Genomic DNA, 18,142 nt, shown 5'->3' with positions numbered 1-18,142 from the left:
GCAGCATATGCCGATGAATGAAAATTAGGCAGATATAAATCGGGGAGTGCTGTAACAGTCACTCCCCGGGAGAGGGCAATCAAGCGAGCCAGGCGGCCAGTAATTGCATACAAATGAGGGCGAACAGAGCGGCAATCAGATCGTCCAGCATGATGCCAAGGCCGCCGTGGATACGGCGATCAAACCAGGAGATGGGCCAGGGTTTGAGCACATCGAACAGGCGAAACAGCAGGAAGCCCGCCAGTACCCACTCCCAACCGGCAGGCGCCGCTATCATGGTGACGCCAAAGCCGATCACCTCGTCCCAGACGATGGCGCCGTGATCCGGCATGCCGATGGCATCGGTGGCACTCTGGCAGATGCGGATACCGACGAGGAAACCCACCACCAGCAGAGCGATAAACCAGGTTGTCGGCAGCCCACTCACCAGCAGATAAAGCGGAATCGCCGCCAGGGTGCCCATGGTGCCCGGCGCCTTGGGGCTGAGACCGGAGCCAAAGCCCACCGCCAGAAAGTGGAGCGGATTCTTCAGATCCAGTCGTTTCAGCTCGGGCTTTATCGTGAACAGACTCATGCGAAGTGATCCCACCCTTTCAGTTGCAGCTCGACCGGCTGCTCGCCACGCAGGTACTCGATGCCCGGTTCACCCGCCACGATGCGGCCGATACGGGTGAACCTGACCCCGCTGTGGGCCAGCGCGGTATCGAGCGCACCGTGATGCTCCTGCGGCACGGTGAAGCAGAGCTCGTAGTCATCGCCGCCGGCCAGCGCCAGCTGCCACGCATCCTGCTCGCTCACCGCATCCTGCAGCACTGGCGAGAGCGGCAGCAGATCGATATCAATCTGGGCCCGCACACCGGACGCCTTGAGGATATGGCCGAGATCCGATGCCAGCCCGTCGGAGAGATCCAGCGCACTACCCGCCAGCCCGCGCAGCGCCTGACCGGCCAGAATGCGGGGATGGGGGTGGTCGAGCCGTGGCAGCACGGCGGCCAGCTGGTTCTCGTTGAGGGTGCGTTTGCCCAGCAGGTGGGAGAGCGCCAGGGCAGCATCACCCAGAGTGCCGGTCACATAGATGCCGTCACCGGCTTTGGCACCGCTGCGCATCAGGGCGCGACCGGCAGGCACCGATCCCTTCACCGAGATGGTGATGGAGAGCGGCCCGCGGGTCATGTCCCCGCCCACCAGCGCCACGTTGTAGTACTCGGCGAGCTCCAGGAATCCTTCGGCAAAGCCGGCGACCCAGCTCTCGTTGATGGCCGGCAGCGTCAGCGCCAGGGAGACCCAGCGCGGCTCGGCTCCCATGGCGGCGAGATCGGAGAGATTGACCGCCAGCGCCTTGTAGCCGAGATCGACCGGATCCATGTCGGGGAAGAAGTGCACGCCGCTGACCAGGGTATCCGTGCTCACCGCCAGCTGGGTGTCGGGGGGCAGGGTCAGCAGGGCGCAATCGTCTCCAGGGCCCATCACCACGTCCTTGCGGGCGTGGGTGACCTTGAAGTACTTATCAATCAGCTCGAATTCACCCATACAGTAAAAAGCCAGCGATAAGCTGGCTCCTCTATTAGATGCTGATGAACGCAGCTATCAGCGCTTGTCCAGCGACTTGATCACCTTGTCCAGTACACCGTTGACAAACTTGTGGCTGTCATCGGCAGCGAAGGCTTTGGCCAGCTCGATCGCTTCGTTGATGACCACGCGCGGCGGCACATCATCACGACGGGTCAGCTCATAGGTCGCCAGACGCAGGATCGCCTTGTCCACCATGTCCACTTCTTCCAGCGGACGGGAGAGGAAAGGTGCGAAGACCTTGTCCAGCTCGTTGCAGTGGAGCGATACCCCGAACAGCAGATCGCGGAAGTAGTTCAGGTCTACACCCTTGGTGTCCTGATCGATCTTGAACTGCTCTTCGATGTCACCCACGTTGGCCTTGGTCATCTGCCACTGGTAGATGGCCTGGGTGGCGCAATGACGGGCTTTACGGCGCTCAGACGGTTTCAATGCATTTCTCCTCGTTACACGTCCAGTTCTTTCAGGACGTTGATCATTTCAAGCGCTGCCAGTGCAGCCTCTGCACCCTTGTTACCCGCCTTGGTACCTGCACGCTCGATGGCTTGTTCAATGTTTTCGGTAGTCAGCACGCCGAAGGCGACGGGGATTTCATACTCCATCATCACCTGGGCCATGCCTTTGCTGTTCTCGTTTGCCACCAAGTCGAAGTGGTAGGTGCCGCCACGGATGACAGTGCCGACCGCCACGATGGCGTCATATTTGCCGCTCTTGGCCAGCTTCTTGATAACCAGCGGCATTTCAACTGCGCCCGGTACTTTCACCAGAGTCAGATTGCTGTCCTGCACTTGACCTTGACGCTTCAGTACGTCTACTGCACCACTCACCAGGCTGTCGTTGATGAAGCTGTTGAAACGGGCAACGACAATGGCAACGCGCGCCTCGGGAGCGGCAATGTTTCCTTCGATAACCTTCATTGGAAATCCTGTATCTGTGAAAGCAAAAGGGCCGGAGTCAAAAGTGCGCACATTCTAGCACAACAGACCCACGACAAAAACCATGGCCGCAACGAGCGGCCATGATCGCCAATTCAATGGGCCGGCGTGGTCATGCGCCGGCATACTCCACGACTTGCCGAGGACGGATAACGGCCTCTGCAAGCCGCAGCTGTAGCGGTTATTCGCCTATGTATTCAACCACTTCCAGACCGAAACCGCCGAGGGCATGGTACTTCTTCGGCGAGCTCAACAGGCGCATCTTGCTCACGCCAAGGGCCTTGAGGATCTGGGAGCCAACACCAACCCGGCGCGAAGTACCCTGCCACTTGGCTCCTTCCGGCGCCAACCCCTTGTCGGCGGCTTCAAAACCCTTGACCCGGGCCAGCAGCTCGGCACCATGGGCTTCCGCCCCCAGGATCACCAGCACCCCGCCCTCGTCGGCAATGCGAGCCATGGACTTGGGCAGCGGCCAGCTGCGGGCGGCATGGCGGTCGGTCAGCAGCAGATCGCTCAGCACATCGTGCAGATGGACGCGAACCAGCGTCGGCTGGTCGGCCAGCACCTCACCCTTTTTCAGGGCGAAGTGCACCTGATTGTCGATGGTGTCGCGGAAGGTGATGAGGTCGAACTCGCCAAACTCGGTCGGCAGCTTGCACTCGGCCACCTTCTCGACCGTGGTCTCGTGCTGGTTGCGGTACTCGATAAGGTCGGCGATGGTACCAAGCTTGATGCCGTGCTCCTCGGCGAACACCTCCAGATCCGGACGGCGCGCCATGGTGCCATCTTCGTTGAGGATCTCGACGATGACGGCGGCAGGCTCGAAACCGGCCAGACGGGCCAGATCGCAGCCCGCTTCGGTGTGACCGGCACGGGTCAGCACGCCGCCATCCTGCGCCATCAGCGGGAAGATGTGGCCCGGCTGCACCAGATCGGCCGCCTTGGCATTGGCCGCCACAGCCGCCTGCACGGTCACCGCGCGATCAGCGGCGGAGATACCTGTGGTCACCCCTTCTGCCGCCTCGATGGAGACGGTAAAGGCGGTGGAGAACTGGGCATTGTTGCGATCCACCATCAGCGGCAGCGCCAATTGCTTGCAGCGATCCCGGGTCAGGGTCAGGCAGATGAGGCCACGGCCGTAGCGGGCCATGAAGTTGATATCCTCCGGACGGACGCAGGAGGCGGCCATGATGAGGTCCCCTTCGTTCTCCCTGTCTTCGTCATCCATCAGGATCACCATCTTGCCAGCCTTGATGTCGGCAATGATTTCCTGGGTTGTGCTCAGCGCCATGGGCTACTCCATCTGTCTATTTGGGGATTGAGCCCGCAGGCTCAACGGGAATGCGAGATATGCTGCTCTAGATTGGGGCGCATGGCCCCATTTCAATCGGAGCGGGATCACAGAAAATCGTTTTGGTCGGGGCCAACACCCCGAGCATCAGAGAAAACCGGCCTTGGCCAGCTTGTCCAGAGTCAGGGTGGAGGCGCTGCTCTCCTGACTCTTGCCCATCATCAGCCGCTCCAGATAACGGGCGATCTGATCGACCTCGAGGTTGACCTTGTGACCCGGCTTCCAGCTGGCGATGGTGGTCTCCTGGGCGGTGTGGGGCACGATCGTCAGGCGGAAAAGGTCGCCCTGCACCGCGTTGACGGTGAGGCTGATACCATCCACCGCAATGGAACCTTTCTCGGCGATATAGCGGGAGAGTTCCCCCGGCGCCTTGATCCAGTACTCGATGGCGCGGCCGCTGCTGGAGACGCTTTTCACCTCCCCTACCCCATCCACGTGGCCGGAGACCAGATGGCCGCCGAGGCGGGAGGTGGGCATCAGCGCCTTCTCGAGGTTGACCCGATCGCCCACTCTGGCGGCGGCAAAGCCGGTACGGGAGAGGGTTTCCAGCGACACGTCAGCGGTATAGCTCTTGTCGCTCAGCGCCACCACGGTGAGGCAGACGCCGTTGGTAGCGATGGAGTCGCCCAGCTTGACGTCGCTAAAATCCAGGCCCGGGGCGTGCACGGTGAGGGCCATATCCTCCCCCTGACGGCGCAGTTCGGCCAGGTCCCCACCGCTTCGATAATTCCGGTAAACATGCAGATCACCTTGCTGATGATGGGGGCAGCGGATGCCCCCTTGAACATTGAAAGATCAGGCTATTTTGGCGGTAATGCGAATATCTGGCCCCACCATGCGCACATCCTTGATGGCGAGCTTGGGCGCCTGGAACAGCCGGGTCAGGCCGGGCAGATGGAACAGCCCGCGTCCCTCGTCGCCCATCAGTTTGGGCGCCTGATAGAGCACCAGCTCATCCACCAGCCCTTTTTCCAGCAGAGCGCCGCACAGCCGCGGGCCCGCCTCGACCAGTACCGAGTTGACGTTCTGTTTGGCCAGCAGCATGAAGAGGCTGACCAGATCCAGCTTGCCATCCAGCAGCGGCAGCTCCAGCTGCTGCACCCACTCGGGCCACTCGCCGGACGCCTTGTGGCGGGCCAGCAACACCGGGCTCTCGCTCTGGAACAGCGGCAAGTCGGGGGTGAGCCGGTTTTGCGAATCGACGATGACTCGCAGCGGCTGGCGCAGGGTCTCCTTGGGATAGCTCGCCTTGACCGAGGGGGGTAACTCGTCCCAGCGCACGGTCAGGGAGGCACCATCGGCCAGCACGGTTTCGGCGCTGGAGAGCACCGCATCGTGGCGGGCCCGCAGTCGCTGCACGTCACGGCGCGCATCCGGGGAGGTGATCCACTGGCTCTCGCCGCTCGCCATGGCGGTGCGGCCATCGAGACTGGCCCCCAGCTTGACGGTCACCCGCGGGAAGGCGGTTCCGCATCCGCTTGAAAAAGCCCGGGTTGAGCGCTTCCGCTTCGCTCGCCAGCAGGCCGAAATCTGTCTTGATGCCCGCTTCGGATAGCATCCGCAGGCCACGCCCACCCACCAGGGGATTGGGGTCAACCATGGCCGCCACCACCCGGGCCACGCCGGCGTTGATCAGCGCTTCGGCGCAGGGGGGAGTACGACCGTGGTGAGAGCAGGGTTCGAGGGTTACATAGGCGGTGGCGCCACGGGCGTTGTCACCGGCGGCGCGCAGGGCGTAGACCTCGGCATGGGGCTCGCCCGCCTTCTGATGCCACCCTTCGCCAACCACCACGCCATCTTTCACCAGCACGGCGCCGACGCAGGGGTTGGGGGCCGTGGTGTAACGGCCGCGGCGGGCCAGCTCGAGGGCCCGACTCATCCATTGGTAATCATCTTGACTAAACATCCGGGCTCCTGTTTCCAGCAACGTATCCCGTGTGGTGCAGCAATCTGATGAGTTGCGTTCTTTTATCTCTTGCCGCTCACCAGCTTCTCGCCAACAACATCGGGCAGATCGGCCATGGCATTTCCCACCATGACGGCAGGCGCCGACTCGCAGGTTGCGGTCGCACGCCCTCAAATTTTTTCACCAGCGAAACAACGCTCAGCTTGGATGTTTCATTGGCGTAACAGTCCACTTGCCAGCCGGCAGCCAGCGTGGCGACACCGGCCGGTCATGCCCCCTCCGATCCGGGAGGGGTTCGCAGCCGTTACTTCTCCAGCTTGGCGATCTCTTCGCCAAACTCGCGGATATCTTCAAAGCTGCGATAGACGGAGGCAAAGCGGATATAGGCCACCTTGTCCAATCCCTTGAGCTCATCCATCACCAGATTACCCACCAGCTGGGAGGCAACTTCCCGCTCGCCGGTGGCGCGCAGGCGTGACTTGATGTGGTTGACCGCCTTTTCGATGGCCTCCATGCTCACCGGACGCTTCTCCAGCGCCCGCAGGATACCGGCCCGCAGCTTGTCCTCGTTGAACGGCTCGCGCGAGCCGTTGGACTTGATGACCCGCGGCATCACCAGCTCGGCCATCTCGAAGGTGGTGAAGCGCTCGTGACAGAGCAGGCATTCGCGACGGCGGCGCACCTGATGGCCTTCGGCCACCAGACGGGAATCGATCACCTTGGTATCAACGGCACTACAGAAAGGGCAATGCATCTGACCTCCGGCGTTAACAAAACGGGGCACCCGCCAACAGGTGCGGGTGTTAGGTCGGCCAGTGTAGCACGGCCATCCAACCGCGGTAAAAAGCGCAAAAGCGTGATTTTTCCAGCCGTTATCGCCAAAGGGCAGCTCAGTCGTCATAAGGCAGGCTATCGGGATCGCAATCCTGATAGTCGGGGGCAGGATCGACCATAAACCGCACCGCATCGATATGGCTGTGGCCCAGCAGCAGCGCCTTGCCGATCCTGTGCATGCCATCCATCACCCGACCGGCGCTGTCGAGAATGATCGGATAGGCGAGATCCGCCGCCATGATGAGCTGGCAGTGCTCGACCACGCTGCGCACCGTGGGAGTGGCGCTGCCATGACCATACCAGTGCTCGCGATCGAGCTCGGCAATCTCGCTCAACGCCACTGCCTGCTGCGGCAGATCACGGCTCAGTCGCACCAGCCGCCGCACATCCCATGCCAGCAACCCCTGCTCACTGTCACGGAAGTGATACTGGGCGCGGATTGCCAGCCGCAGCTGCGCCTCCAGCGCCTTGTCCCGCTCTGCGCAGGAGTGTGCCTCTTCGCTCTGCATCTTCTCTTCGCGGTTCAATCTCATCCCTCCCCTGTTGCCCAACGCCATAAAAAACAATGCCACCCGAGGGTGGCATTGGTCTCAAACCGGATGGTCTGACTTATCAGCCATAGACCGGGAAGCGGCGGCAGATATCCAGCACCTTCTCGCGTACGGTGGCCAGCACGGCATCGTTGTCGTGGTTGTCCAGTACGTCGCAGATCCAGTGGGTCAGCTCGATGGACTCGGCTTCCTTGAAACCGCGGCGGGTGATGGCCGGGGTACCGATCCGCACACCGGAGGTGACGAACGGGGAGCGCGGGTCGTTGGGTACGGAGTTCTTGTTGACGGTGATGTTGGCTTTGCCCAGCGCAGCGTCAGCATCCTTACCGGTCAGCTCGCGACCGATCAGATCAACCAGCATCAGGTGGTTGTCGGTACCACCGGAGACGATCTTGTAACCGCGCTCGATAAAGGTGGCAGCCATCGCCTTGGCGTTTTTCACGACCTGAGCCTGATAGGTCTTGAACTCCGGTTCCAGCGCTTCTTTGAAGGCAACGGCTTTACCGGCGATGACGTGCATCAGCGGGCCACCCTGACCACCCGGGAAGACGGCGGAGTTGAGCTTCTTGTAGAGCTCCTCGTCGTCAGCGGCGGAGAGGATCAGACCACCGCGCGAGACCGGCCAGGGTCTTGTGGGTGGTGGAGGTGACCACGTGAGCGTGGGGCACCGGGTTCGGGTAGACGCCAGCGGCAATCAGACCAGCCACGTGGGCCATGTCGACGAACAGGTAGGCACCGACCTTGTCGGCGATTTCGCGCATGCGGGCCCAGTCAACGATGCCGGAGTAGGCGGAGAAGCCACCGATCATCATCTTCGGCTTGTGCTCGACAGCCTGACGCTCCATGTCGTTGTAGTCGATCTTGCCGGACTCATCGATACCGTAGGGGATGATGTTGTACAGCTTGCCGGAGAAGTTGACCGGGGAGCCGTGGGTCAGGTGACCGCCGTGGGCCAGGTTCATGCCCAGCACGGTGTCGCCCGGCTGCAGCAGGGCCATGTAGACGGCGCTGTTGGCCTGGGAGCCGGAGTGCGGCTGCACGTTGGCGTAGGTGGCACCGAACAGCTCTTTGGCGCGCTCGATAGCCAGGGTTTCAACCACATCCACATACTCGCAACCACCGTAGTAACGCTTGGAGGGGTAACCTTCGGCGTACTTGTTGGTCAGCTGGGAGCCCTGGGCTTCCATGACACGGGGGCTGGTGTAGTTCTCGGACGCAATCAGCTCGATATGCTCTTCCTGACGACGGGTTTCGTCTGTGATGGCCTGCCACAATTGCGGATCATAATTGGCGATGGTCATGTCACGTTTCAACATCCGTTTCTCTCCTGAAAATCGTTTGCGCGATAGGTGAAGTGGGCCCGCGCATTGTAACGTGAGCTGGATCAAAGAGACAGTCCAACCACCTAAAAAAATGTTGAATTTATGTTGTAAAAATCAGGAGTGCCTGTCCGCTCCGGCCTGCCATCGTGACTCAAAAAGTCTCATTCAACCCTGCTCTTTGACTGGGCAAAACCCGAAGGGGATCACAACGATCCCGTTAGCCTTCCGGTAACATCTTCATTCGAAACAAATTTCATCATGATGGAGCTGATTGCAGTCATGCATCCGAGGGGCTGCACCTAACCGGAGGAATTGAAGATGGACCATCTGCTCACCTTTCTGATCCTGGCGATCTTTTTTCTGTTTTACTGGGTCTACTACACCAGCCAGCGCAAGCATATCCCCACCAGCGCGTGGGAGGAGCTCCCGACCAGGATGGAGTATCTGGCGATCCACCCGGAGGCGGTCGATGGCGACATCATCTTCTGTCACCACTGCGGCCATCACGAATTGATGGAAGTGGGGCTGGTACATCTGGCAGATTATCGCCGCGAATGGGTCTGCGCCAAGTGCAAGCAGGTGCTCTTTCGCGAGAGCGAATAACGACGCAGGGGCTGGCCACCCCCTCTAAACGTTGTATAGCCAGCTGGGATCAGAACGGCGAATCCCTGTTGGCCGCCAGCCACTGCTGCAACCCGCTCAACGCCGCGTCAAATTGCGCCCTGATTGCCGCAGGCTCAACGCCTCCCGCCTCAAGAGCCGCACAGTGGCTGGCAAATTCGGTCAACCCCAGCGCCAGCGCACTCCCCTTTAGCTTGTGCGCCAGCTGACGTTGCTCACTTCCCTCCCCCAGAGCCAACTTATCTACCAACACCCGCCCTTGCGACTCAAACAGCGCGACCAGCTGGCGGATCCGCGCCATACCGAGCAGGGGCAGATCGGCTTCCAGCACCGGATTGGCCCACTCTGGCTGGTTAGTTGGGGGCACGGCTACTGATAACTGCACCTGCGGCTCGATAGAGCCCCCTTCTTGCCGAAATAGCTGATCGATGGCGTTCGCCAGCACCGCCAGCCGCACCGGCTTACCGACAAAATCGACAAACCCGGCGGCAAGGCAGTGGCGGATATCCTCCGGATACATCTGGGCAGAGATAGCGATGGCGGGCAGCGGCTGCTCATGCACCTCTTCACTGATGGCGGCCAGATCCTCACGCAGGGTCATGCCGTCCATATCGGGCAGGTTGATATCGAGCAGCGCCAGTTCGAAAGGGCGCTCGGTCACCAGCGCCAGCGCACTGCGACCATCCTCCGCCTGGGTGACACGATGGCCAAGGCGAGTCAGCATGCCGTGCGCCACCAATCGGTTGATCTCGTTATCCTCCACCAGCAGGATGTAGCGGGACTGGCCAAGGTGCAGCGGCTGCGCCTCGGCGGGCAGTTGGGCGCTCGAGCGCTGCAACGGCAAACTGAAGCTGAATTCACACCCCTTGTCCGGCTCGCTTATAAGGCTCAGCTCGCCCCCCATGGCGGCCACCAGCTTGCGGCTGATCGCCAGTCCCAGCCCGGTGCCGCCCTGATGGCCTATATCACGCTTGCGCTGGCGAAACGCCTCGAACACCGCCTCCTGCTCATCGGCCGGAATGCCGGGGCCGGTATCGCGCACCACGAAGCGGATGCAGGGCTCAGCACAAGGGCCGTGACAGACAAGGGGCGCCACCGTCAGGGTAATCTGGCCACGGGCGGTAAACTTGACCGCATTGCCGAGCAAGTTGCCGAGCACCTGCCGCAGCTTGCCCAGATCCCCCTCGACCACCGGCGCCAGCCCGGGCGCATATTCCAGCGCCAGGGTGACTCCCTTTGCTGCCGCCTTTGGCCGAAACAGCGCGCTGAGCTCATCCACCAGCTGGAACAGTGGGAAGGGCTCGCGGCGTGCCTCCACATGGCCCGCCTCGATCTTGGAGTAGTCGAGAATGTCGTTGAGGATCTCCAGCAGAGATTCGCCACTGTGCTCGATGGCGGCCAGATAGCGCTGCTGGGTATCGCTCAGGTGGGTATCTTCCAGCAGTGTCAGACCGCCCAGAATACCGTTCATGGGGGTGCGGATCTCGTGGCTCATGATGGCGAGAAACACCGACTTGGCCCGGTTGGCCTGCTCCGCCTCGGCGCGGGCCTGCCGCTGCTTCTCCACCTCCTCATTGAGCCGCTCGTTGGCGTGGCTGAGCTGGCCGGTGCGCTCCTCGACCCGCGACTCAAGCTCTCGCTGATAGCGGCCCAACTCGACCGCATTGTCACGAAACACCTGTAAAGCTCGGCCCAGCTCCGCCAGCTCATCGCGTCCGGTGCTGGCGATCGGCTCAAGGGGAGCCAGATCCCCGCGCGCCAACCGGCTCATCCCCGCCACCGCCCGTTGCAGCGGCCAGACGATCCGGCCGTAAACCATGCGCCACATCAGCAGCATCAGCAGTACCAGCGTAAACAGGCCAATGCCCATCAGCGCCTGCTCCAGCAGCCTGAGACGCTGGCTTAACGCCTGCTGGCTCTGTCCCAGCGAATCGCGGGCACGGTTTACCAGCTCACCGACCTGCTGGTTGAGGTTGCTCATCAGGGCCTCATTGGCATTGGCCAGCACCCGCAACGCCTCCCCCTTGCCGAGCCAGTCGCTGCGCAGTTGTACCAGCTTGTCACTCTGCGCCAGCACGGTCAGCGCCTGCTCCACCGCCTGCCGGCGGGCCGGATCGGTCACCGCCCCGGCCCGCAGTTGCAAGATGGCCAGCTCCCGCTGCCCATCGTGCAGCAGCGTTTGCAGTTGTGCCTGCTGTTCGCTGCGCCACATCTCCTCAATGCGCTGCTGCTGCATCAAAGTGCGATGACGCAGTTCGGTCATCTGCTCCAGCCAGTCGAGATCCTGCTCCAGCAAGCGATCCAGCGTCCGGGCCGCCTGCGTACCTTGCTGTTGGTAGAGGGAACCCAATCCCGCCACCATCACGGTTTCGGCGTTCTCCATCTGACTGCGCGCCAGCTCGGCGATCTGCCCGGCTGCCGCCACCAGACGGGCCCGCTGTGCCTCGCCCTGCGCCATCAGGGTCAACCTTTCCCCCACCAGCCAGCCCTGCTGGCCCAGATTGCCGATGATGCTCTGACTGAGCTGATCGAGGCTTGCTGAACCCTGTCCACGGCCAAGTTGCGCCAGCACCTGTTGTAGCTGTTGTCCCTGCAAGGTGAGCAAACGCCCCTGATGCTCCCGCTCCTGCTCGCTGGTCGCGGTGGCCAGCAGCCGCGACGCGCTCTGGATCTCGCCGCTGAGACGAGAGAGCGTGCGGGCCAGCTCCTGATCGGCCAGGGTCTGCTGCACTCCTTGCTCAAGCTGGCGCAGATGGCTAAGCCCCACCCAGCCCAGCAGGGAGGCACTCAAAGTGAGTAACGCCATCAGGGAGAAGGCCAGCAGCAACTTGCCACCCAGGCCGGAAAAGATTCTCACGGGAAGTCCCTTGGTTGTGGTCGGCTTTGACCGGATAATATGGCCCAACACTTTAACAAAACCCCTGACCATGCGAAGCGTCTATCTCTCCCTGCTGTTACTAATGTGGTTGCTCACGCTTCCTCGCGCCGCCCTCGCCTTTGCGGTCGATCTCTGGCCCGGCGGCGAATTCAGCGGCCAACCGCTGCGCCAGCAGTGGCCGGAACCCGCCGCGGCAATCAAACCGCTGACCCTCTGTGCCCTCTACCCCCATCTGCGCGACGCCTACTGGCTCTCGGTCAATCAGGGCATGGTGGACGAGGCGAAGCGGCTGGGAGTCAAGTTGCAGATCCACGAAGCGGGGGGCTATGGCGCCCTCGCCGAGCAACGCCAACAACTGCAGCGCTGCATGCAGGAAGGGAGCGACGCCATCTTGCTCGGCGCGGTGAGCTATCAGGGCTTGCGCGAGGCGATCACAGCCACGCCGCTGCCGGTCTTTGGTCTGGTCAACGATCTGCCCAGCGGTCTGGTGCAGGCCAAGGTGGGGGTCTCCTGGTACCAGATGGGCTGGCAGATTGGCCACTGGCTGGCGCAGCGCCACCCCGCCGGCAGCAAGTCGGTCTCGGTCGCCCTCTTCCCCGGCCCGCAGGCAAGCGGCGGCAACAACTTCGTGGAGCCGGGCTTTGCCGATGCCATCAAGGGAAGCGCCATCAAGCTGGTCACCACCGAGCGCGGCGACAACAGCCGGGAAATCCAGCGCACGCTGGTGCAGCAGACGCTGGCCCGCTATCCCGACCTCGACTATCTGGTGGGAGGCGCCATCGCCGCCGAAGTAGCGGTCAACGAGCTGGCGCAGCGCCATCTCGACAGGCCCAAAGTTTTGAGCACCTACTTCAGCCACGGGGTACAGCGGGGCCTGCGCCGGGGCAAGATCCTGGCCGCCAACAGCGATCAGATGCGGCTTCAGGGGCGCCTTGCGGTCGCTCAGGCGGTCTGCCTGCTGCAACACCCTGATGCCAATGCCGAGCAGTGCCCGCGGGTGATGGGGCCACCCATTCTGACGCTATCTGCACCGCTGGCCGACCCCGCAGATTCCCTCTCGGATGGCGCTTTTCGTCCCGTCTATCGGGTCGAATAGCCGTTCCAAATCCGATTAGCCCACTCAAGGAGAAGAGATGAAAGAGTTACATGCCAGCTGCCTGTGCGGCGCCGTCGCCCTGACCCTGCCGGATCAGTTCGACTATATGGGGAACTGCCACTGCAGCGAATGTCGCAAGTTTTCAGGGGGAGATTACGCCTCGGTCGGCGGACTGGATGGCAACAAGGTCACCATAGTAAAAGGGGAAGAGGCCATCAGCCGCTACCGGAAATCGGCAGAGACCACCCTGGCCTTCTGTCGTCACTGCGGCTCCAGCTTGTTCAGCCAGAAGAGCAGCAGCGGCAAGATCAATCTGCGCCTCGGGGTGCTGGACGATGTGCCAAGCCAGCGGCCCGCGTTTCACATCTTTGTCGGCTCCAAGGCACCCTGGCACCAGATTGGCGACGACTGCCCGCAATTTGATACCCGCCCGCCGGTCTGACACCCGGTCAAACAGGTCAAAGCCACCGCAACGGGGTCAGGAGGCTATCTCACCGGCAAACAGATAGCCTTCACCATGGACGGTGACAAACAGCTGGGGATCCCGGGGATCCGCTTCCATCTTGCCGCGCAGCCGCCGGATCAAAACGTCGATGGTGCGATCGCTCGGGCCATCGCCGCGATGGCTGATGAGGGTCAGGATCCGCTCCCGGCTAAGCACCCGCCCGGCATGGGCGACAAAGGCCACCAGCACCTCATATTCGGCCTTGGTCAGGCGCACCGGCACCCCGTCCTTGCTGAGCTGGCGGCGGGGAATGTCAAAACGCCAGGGGCCAAAGCGCACCGCATCGTCAGCCACCGCAGGCTCGCTCGGTGCTGCAGCCAGCGAGATCCGCCACAGCAGATTCTTGACCCGCACCAGCAACTCCCGTAGCTCGAACGGCTTGGTGACATAGTCATCGGCCCCCATCTCGAGGCCGACAATCCGATCCACCGCATCGCTGCGGCCGGTGACCAGAATGATCCCCACCGTGCTGCGCGCCCGCAGTTCACGGGTTAGCAGCAGACCATCTTCCCCCGGCAGGTTGATATCCAGCATCACCAGATCGACCGTCTGCTCCGCCAGCACGGCGCGCATCTCCTGACCGTTTTCGACCGCCGTCACCCGATAGCCCTCCCGCTCGAAATAGCCGGTCAGCTTCTCGCGGGTCACCGCATCATCTTCAACAACCAGAATGTGGTAGCTCATGGGCAGGGTTCACGATGGTCGACAAGGGAGGATTATTCTATTCACATTTTGTCATAAATACCCCTATTTCATTAATTTGTGGCGGCAGCCCTGTTCACAACGCCTCCCTATCATGGCTCCCATCAAAAAGTGATGTGAGAGAGCATGATGAAAAAACTGTGGCACTTCCTGCGCACCCCCAGCCGTCGCTGGTCGGTACTGGCGCTGCTTCTGGTGGGCGTCGGCGTCACCCTCGCGGGCACCGTCGGCCTGCACTATGGCTTTGAGAAAACCAGCAGCCTCGAATTCTGTATCTCCTGCCACTCCATGAAAGACACCGTCTATCCGGAGTACAAGGAGTCCATCCACTTCAAGAATGCCTCAGGGGTACAGGCGGTCTGTACCGACTGTCACCAGCCGAAGGATTTTGTCGGCAAGGTGGCCCGCAAGATGGAGGCAGCCAACGACCTCTATCAGGAGTACATAGGCCACAGCATCGACACCCAGGAGAAGTTCGAGGACCGGCGCCTGCATCTGGCCGAGAAGGTGTGGGCCCGGATGAGCAGCCAGAACTCCAAGACCTGCAAGTCGTGCCACAGCTACGACAACATGGATCACGCCAAGCAGTCCCCGGCGGCAGCGCTGGCGATGAAAGATGCGGCGGCGAAGAACATGAACTGCATCGAGTGCCACAAGGGCATCGCCCATGAACTGCCCAACATGGCGGGCGGCTTCCGGGCCACCTACGCCACTCTGGCCAACGACGCGCAACAGGCGCCAGCCGCCGAGACCCTCTACAACCTGGGTGAAAAAGATCTCTATGCCAACGAACAGAGCAAGGATCCGGTCGGCAAACTGCTGCCCGCCTCCCGCATCGACGTCGTAGACCGCAGCGGCGATCGGCTCAAGGTGACCATCGAAGGGTGGCGCGAGAGCGACGGCAAGGGCCGGGTGCTGAGCGAATACATGGGCAAGCGGGTCTTTGTCGCCACCATCCGTGACGAACTGAAAGCGAGCGAGAAAGTGCTCAAGCAGGAGACCGACAACGCCACCCATATCAAGTGGGAGCTGGTTCAGGTGCAGGCCTGGGTCGATGGCAAGGGCTTTGAGTCCTCGCTCAAGCCGATCTGGGATTACGCTGGCGAGATGTACAAATCCACCTGCAACTCCTGCCATGGCGCGCCGGATCCCGCGCACTTCACCGCCAACGGCTGGATCTCGGGGCTCAAGGCGATGTCTGCCTACTATCGCCTGAGCAAGGAAGAGGAGCGCACCCTGCTCAAATACCTGCAAAACCATGCCGCCGATACCGGTGGTCAGGGCAGCCACTAAGTCCGGATTCGAAAGAGGAATAACAAGATGATCAATATTTCCCGTCGTGGTTTTCTGGGCGGCTTGCTGGCCAGCGGTGCCTCTGCCCTGATCGGCCCCTCCCTGCTCGGTCGCGCCGTGATGGCCGCCGAGTCCGGCGACAAGCTGGTGCAGTCCGGTTCCCACTGGGGCGCCTTCCGTGCCCGGGTCGTCGATGGCCGCTGGGTCGAGACCCTGCCGTTCGAGCATGACAAACACCCCACCGAGATGCTCAAAGCCTTGAGTGAGGTGGTCTACAACCCCTCCCGCATCCGCTACCCCATGGTGCGACTGGACTGGCTGCGCAAGGGCCACCAGTCCGACACCAGCGAACGCGGCCAGAACCGCTTTGTGCGGGTCACCTGGTCCCAGGCGCTGGACTTCTTCTATCACGAGTTGGAGCGGGTGCAGAAAACCTATGGCCCGAGCGCCCTCTATGCGGGTCACTCCGGCTGGCAGTCGGTGGGCAAGCTGCACTCAGCTGGCGCCATGCTTGGCCGCGCCATGAACCTGCACGGCACCTATCTGGCCAAGGCCGGTGACTACTCCACCGGCGCCGCCCAGGTGATCCTGCCCCACGTGGCAGGGGCCATGGAGGTGTACGAGCAGCAGACCTCCTGGCCGCTGGTGCTGGAGCACAGCAAGACCATCGTGATCTGGGGTTCCGACCCCGTCAAAAACCTGCAGGTGGGCTGGCTGGTGCCGGATCACAGCGTCTACGACTACTGGGCACAGCTCAAAGAGAAGGTGGCCAAGGGCGAGATCCGGGTGATCAGCATCGATCCGGTCAAATCCAAGACCCAGAAGTACCTCAACTGCGATCAGGTGACCCTGAATCCGCAGACCGATGTGCCGCTGATGCTGGGCATCGCCCACACCCTCTACAGCGAGAAGCGTCACGACGAGAAGTTCCTGAAAGATTACACCACCGGCTTTGACAAGTTCCTGCCCTACCTGCTGGGCACCAGCGATGGTCAGGTGAAGGATGCCGAGTGGGCCGCCGCCATCTGTGGCGTCCCTGCAGAGACCATTCGAGAGCTGGCCCGCGCCATGAGCAGTGGCCGCACCCAGCTCATCGGCGGCTGGTGTGTGCAGCGCATGCACCACGGCGAGCAGTACGCATGGATGCTGGTGGTTCTGGCCTCGATGATTGGCCAGATCGGTCTGCCGGGCGGTGGTTACGGCTTTGGCTGGCACTACAACGGGGCGGGCACCATCACCTCCAGCGGCCCCATCATGTCCGGTTTCAGCTCGGTCATTCCCGGGGTCAAACCGCGCCATGACGGCGACTGGAAGGGCTACTCCAAATTCATTCCGGTGGCCCGTTTCGTCGACTGCATCCTCAATCCGGGCAAGCAGATCGCCTTCAACGGCCAGACCATCACCTATCCCCACATGAAGATGGCGGTGTTCTGCGGCAACAACCCGTTCCACCACCAGCAGGATCGCAACAAGATGGTCGCCGCCTGGCGCAAGCTGGAAACCGTGGTCAGCATCGATCACCAGTGGACAGCCAGCTGCCGCTTCGCCGACATCGTGCTGCCCGCCACCACCACCTATGAGCGGGATGATATCGAGCAATGGGGCTCCCACTCCAACGCGGGCATTCTGGCCATGTACAAGGTGGTGGAGCCGCTGTTCGAGGCGCGCGATGACTACGACATCTTTGCCGACCTCTGCCGTCGCTTCGGTCGCGAAGCCGAGTTCACCGGCGGCAAGAGCAAGCTGGAGTGGATCCAGAGCATCTATGACGACGCCCGCCTGCAAGGTCGCGGCATCGGCATCCGTCTGCCCCGCTTTAGCCAGTTCTGGCACGGCGAGGGATTTGTCACCTTCCCAGCGGGCCAGCCCTGGGTGCGCCACGAGTCGTTCCGTCAGGAGCCAGATCTGGAACCGTTGGGTACCCCGTCCGGCCTTATCGAGATCTACTCCAAGACCATCGCCGACTATGGCTATGCCGATTGCCCAGGCCACCCGGTCTGGATCGAGCCCTACGAGCGCTCTCACGGCGGGCCGGGCAGCAAGCAGTACCCACTGCACCTGCAATCCTGCCACCCGGACAAGCGGCTGCACAGCCAGCTCTGCTCGTCCGACAACTACCGCGCCACCTACACGGTGCAGGGTCGCGAGCCTGTCTATATGAATCCGCAGGACGCCAAATCCCGCGGCCTCAAGGACAGCGATCTGGTGCGGGTGTTCAACGGCCGCGGTCAGGTATTGGCCGGTCTGGTGGTGAGCGATGACTACGCCCCCGGCGTGGTGCGCATTCAGGAAGGTGCCTGGTATGGCCCGCAGGAGGGCGGCAAGGTGGGGACGCTCTGTACCTACGGTGACCCCAACGTGCTGACCGCCGATATCGGCTCCTCCAGCCTGGCGCAGGCCACCACAGCCCATACCGCGCTGGTAGAGATCGAGAAGTTCCGCGGACAGGCACCTGCAGTCACCGCCTTCGGCGCGCCGGAATCAGCCAAGGGCATCGATCCCATGTTCCCGGCACTCTGACCCTAGGGGATGGAAAGCGCCCCCTTGAGTTTCCTTTATTTTTAAAGTCGTTAGAATCG

14 protein-coding genes and 3 pseudogenes are annotated in these 18,142 nt (G+C 62.1%); 5 read left to right on the top strand and 12 right to left on the bottom strand.

Annotated elements, in window-relative coordinates; all coding sequences use genetic code 11:
• Positions 1 to 79: 79 nt before the first annotated feature.
• The 10 genes and pseudogenes from WE862_RS08815 to glyA form a co-directional block, all read right to left on the bottom strand.
• The gene (locus tag WE862_RS08815; RefSeq protein ID WP_042032166.1) at positions 80 to 574 is read right to left on the bottom strand and encodes a phosphatidylglycerophosphatase A family protein; all 495 of its coding nucleotides are present in this window, start codon (positions 572 to 574) and stop codon (positions 80 to 82) included.
• A complete protein-coding gene (thiL, locus tag WE862_RS08810; protein ID WP_339058732.1) occupies positions 571 to 1,530 on the bottom strand; it encodes a thiamine-phosphate kinase in 960 nt (319 codons plus the stop codon). The genes WE862_RS08815 and thiL overlap by 4 nt, the downstream gene beginning before the upstream one ends.
• A 57-nt stretch (positions 1,531 to 1,587) precedes the next feature.
• Complete coding sequence (nusB, locus tag WE862_RS08805) at positions 1,588 to 2,001, bottom strand: transcription antitermination factor NusB (protein ID WP_033114140.1); 414 nt, start codon at positions 1,999 to 2,001, stop codon at positions 1,588 to 1,590.
• Between the two features lie 14 nt (positions 2,002 to 2,015).
• Positions 2,016 to 2,486 (bottom strand): 6,7-dimethyl-8-ribityllumazine synthase, encoded by a 471-nt coding sequence (gene ribE, locus WE862_RS08800; protein ID WP_033114139.1) that lies wholly within the window; start codon positions 2,484 to 2,486, stop codon positions 2,016 to 2,018.
• A 199-nt stretch (positions 2,487 to 2,685) separates the two neighbouring features.
• On the bottom strand, positions 2,686 to 3,795 hold the full coding sequence (gene ribBA, locus WE862_RS08795) for a bifunctional 3,4-dihydroxy-2-butanone-4-phosphate synthase/GTP cyclohydrolase II (protein ID WP_042032168.1): 1,110 nt from the start codon (positions 3,793 to 3,795) through the stop codon (positions 2,686 to 2,688).
• A 147-nt stretch (positions 3,796 to 3,942) separates the two neighbouring features.
• Positions 3,943 to 4,595: pseudogene (locus WE862_RS08790) on the bottom strand (riboflavin synthase).
• 55 nt (positions 4,596 to 4,650) lie between these two features.
• Positions 4,651 to 5,761 (bottom strand): annotated as a pseudogene (ribD, locus tag WE862_RS08785) (bifunctional diaminohydroxyphosphoribosylaminopyrimidine deaminase/5-amino-6-(5-phosphoribosylamino)uracil reductase RibD).
• Between the two features lie 304 nt (positions 5,762 to 6,065).
• Positions 6,066 to 6,515 carry a transcriptional regulator NrdR gene (nrdR, locus tag WE862_RS08780; RefSeq protein ID WP_033114135.1) on the bottom strand — a complete coding sequence of 150 codons (450 nt, stop codon included), beginning with the start codon at positions 6,513 to 6,515 and terminating at the stop codon, positions 6,066 to 6,068.
• Between the two features lie 136 nt (positions 6,516 to 6,651).
• Positions 6,652 to 7,128 (bottom strand): hypothetical protein, encoded by a 477-nt coding sequence (locus WE862_RS08775; protein WP_042032170.1) that lies wholly within the window; start codon positions 7,126 to 7,128, stop codon positions 6,652 to 6,654.
• 79 nt (positions 7,129 to 7,207) lie between these two features.
• Positions 7,208 to 8,462: pseudogene (gene glyA / locus WE862_RS08770) on the bottom strand (serine hydroxymethyltransferase).
• 324 nt (positions 8,463 to 8,786) lie between these two features.
• Between glyA and WE862_RS08765 the strand changes: the two are divergent.
• Positions 8,787 to 9,071 (top strand): hypothetical protein, encoded by a 285-nt coding sequence (locus WE862_RS08765; protein ID WP_040068625.1) that lies wholly within the window; start codon positions 8,787 to 8,789, stop codon positions 9,069 to 9,071.
• 49 nt (positions 9,072 to 9,120) lie between these two features.
• Here the strand turns inward: WE862_RS08765 and torS are convergent, their stop codons facing one another.
• Complete coding sequence (gene torS / locus WE862_RS08760) at positions 9,121 to 11,946, bottom strand: TMAO reductase system sensor histidine kinase/response regulator TorS (RefSeq protein ID WP_042032172.1); 2,826 nt, start codon at positions 11,944 to 11,946, stop codon at positions 9,121 to 9,123.
• A 70-nt stretch (positions 11,947 to 12,016) separates the two neighbouring features.
• On the opposite strand from torS, the gene torT reads away from it, so the two are divergent.
• Positions 12,017 to 13,063, top strand: coding sequence for a TMAO reductase system periplasmic protein TorT (gene torT, locus WE862_RS08755; protein ID WP_042032173.1), 1,047 nt, complete (start codon positions 12,017 to 12,019; stop codon positions 13,061 to 13,063).
• A 37-nt stretch (positions 13,064 to 13,100) separates the two neighbouring features.
• Entirely contained in the window at positions 13,101 to 13,505 is a 405-nt protein-coding gene (locus tag WE862_RS08750; protein ID WP_042032174.1) for a GFA family protein, read from the top strand.
• 36 nt (positions 13,506 to 13,541) lie between these two features.
• On the opposite strand, the gene torR is transcribed toward WE862_RS08750, so the two are convergent.
• A complete protein-coding gene (torR, locus tag WE862_RS08745) occupies positions 13,542 to 14,252 on the bottom strand; it encodes a two-component system response regulator TorR (RefSeq protein ID WP_042032175.1) in 711 nt (236 codons plus the stop codon).
• A gap of 144 nt (positions 14,253 to 14,396) precedes the next feature.
• Here torR and torC point away from each other — a divergent pair, with 144 nt between their 5' ends.
• A complete protein-coding gene (gene torC / locus WE862_RS08740) occupies positions 14,397 to 15,563 on the top strand; it encodes a pentaheme c-type cytochrome TorC (protein WP_082035488.1) in 1,167 nt (388 codons plus the stop codon).
• Between the two features lie 27 nt (positions 15,564 to 15,590).
• Positions 15,591 to 18,083: a trimethylamine-N-oxide reductase TorA gene (gene torA / locus WE862_RS08735; RefSeq protein ID WP_042032177.1), complete on the top strand. Its 2,493-nt coding sequence runs from the start codon at positions 15,591 to 15,593 to the stop codon at positions 18,081 to 18,083.
• Positions 18,084 to 18,142 lie beyond the last annotated feature (59 nt).

It is taken from the genome of Aeromonas jandaei, from assembly GCF_037890695.1.
GTDB lineage: Bacteria > Pseudomonadota > Gammaproteobacteria > Enterobacterales > Aeromonadaceae > Aeromonas > Aeromonas jandaei.
Note: the sequence above shows the minus strand (reverse complement) of the source record. Positions and strands in the feature narration are given on the sequence as shown.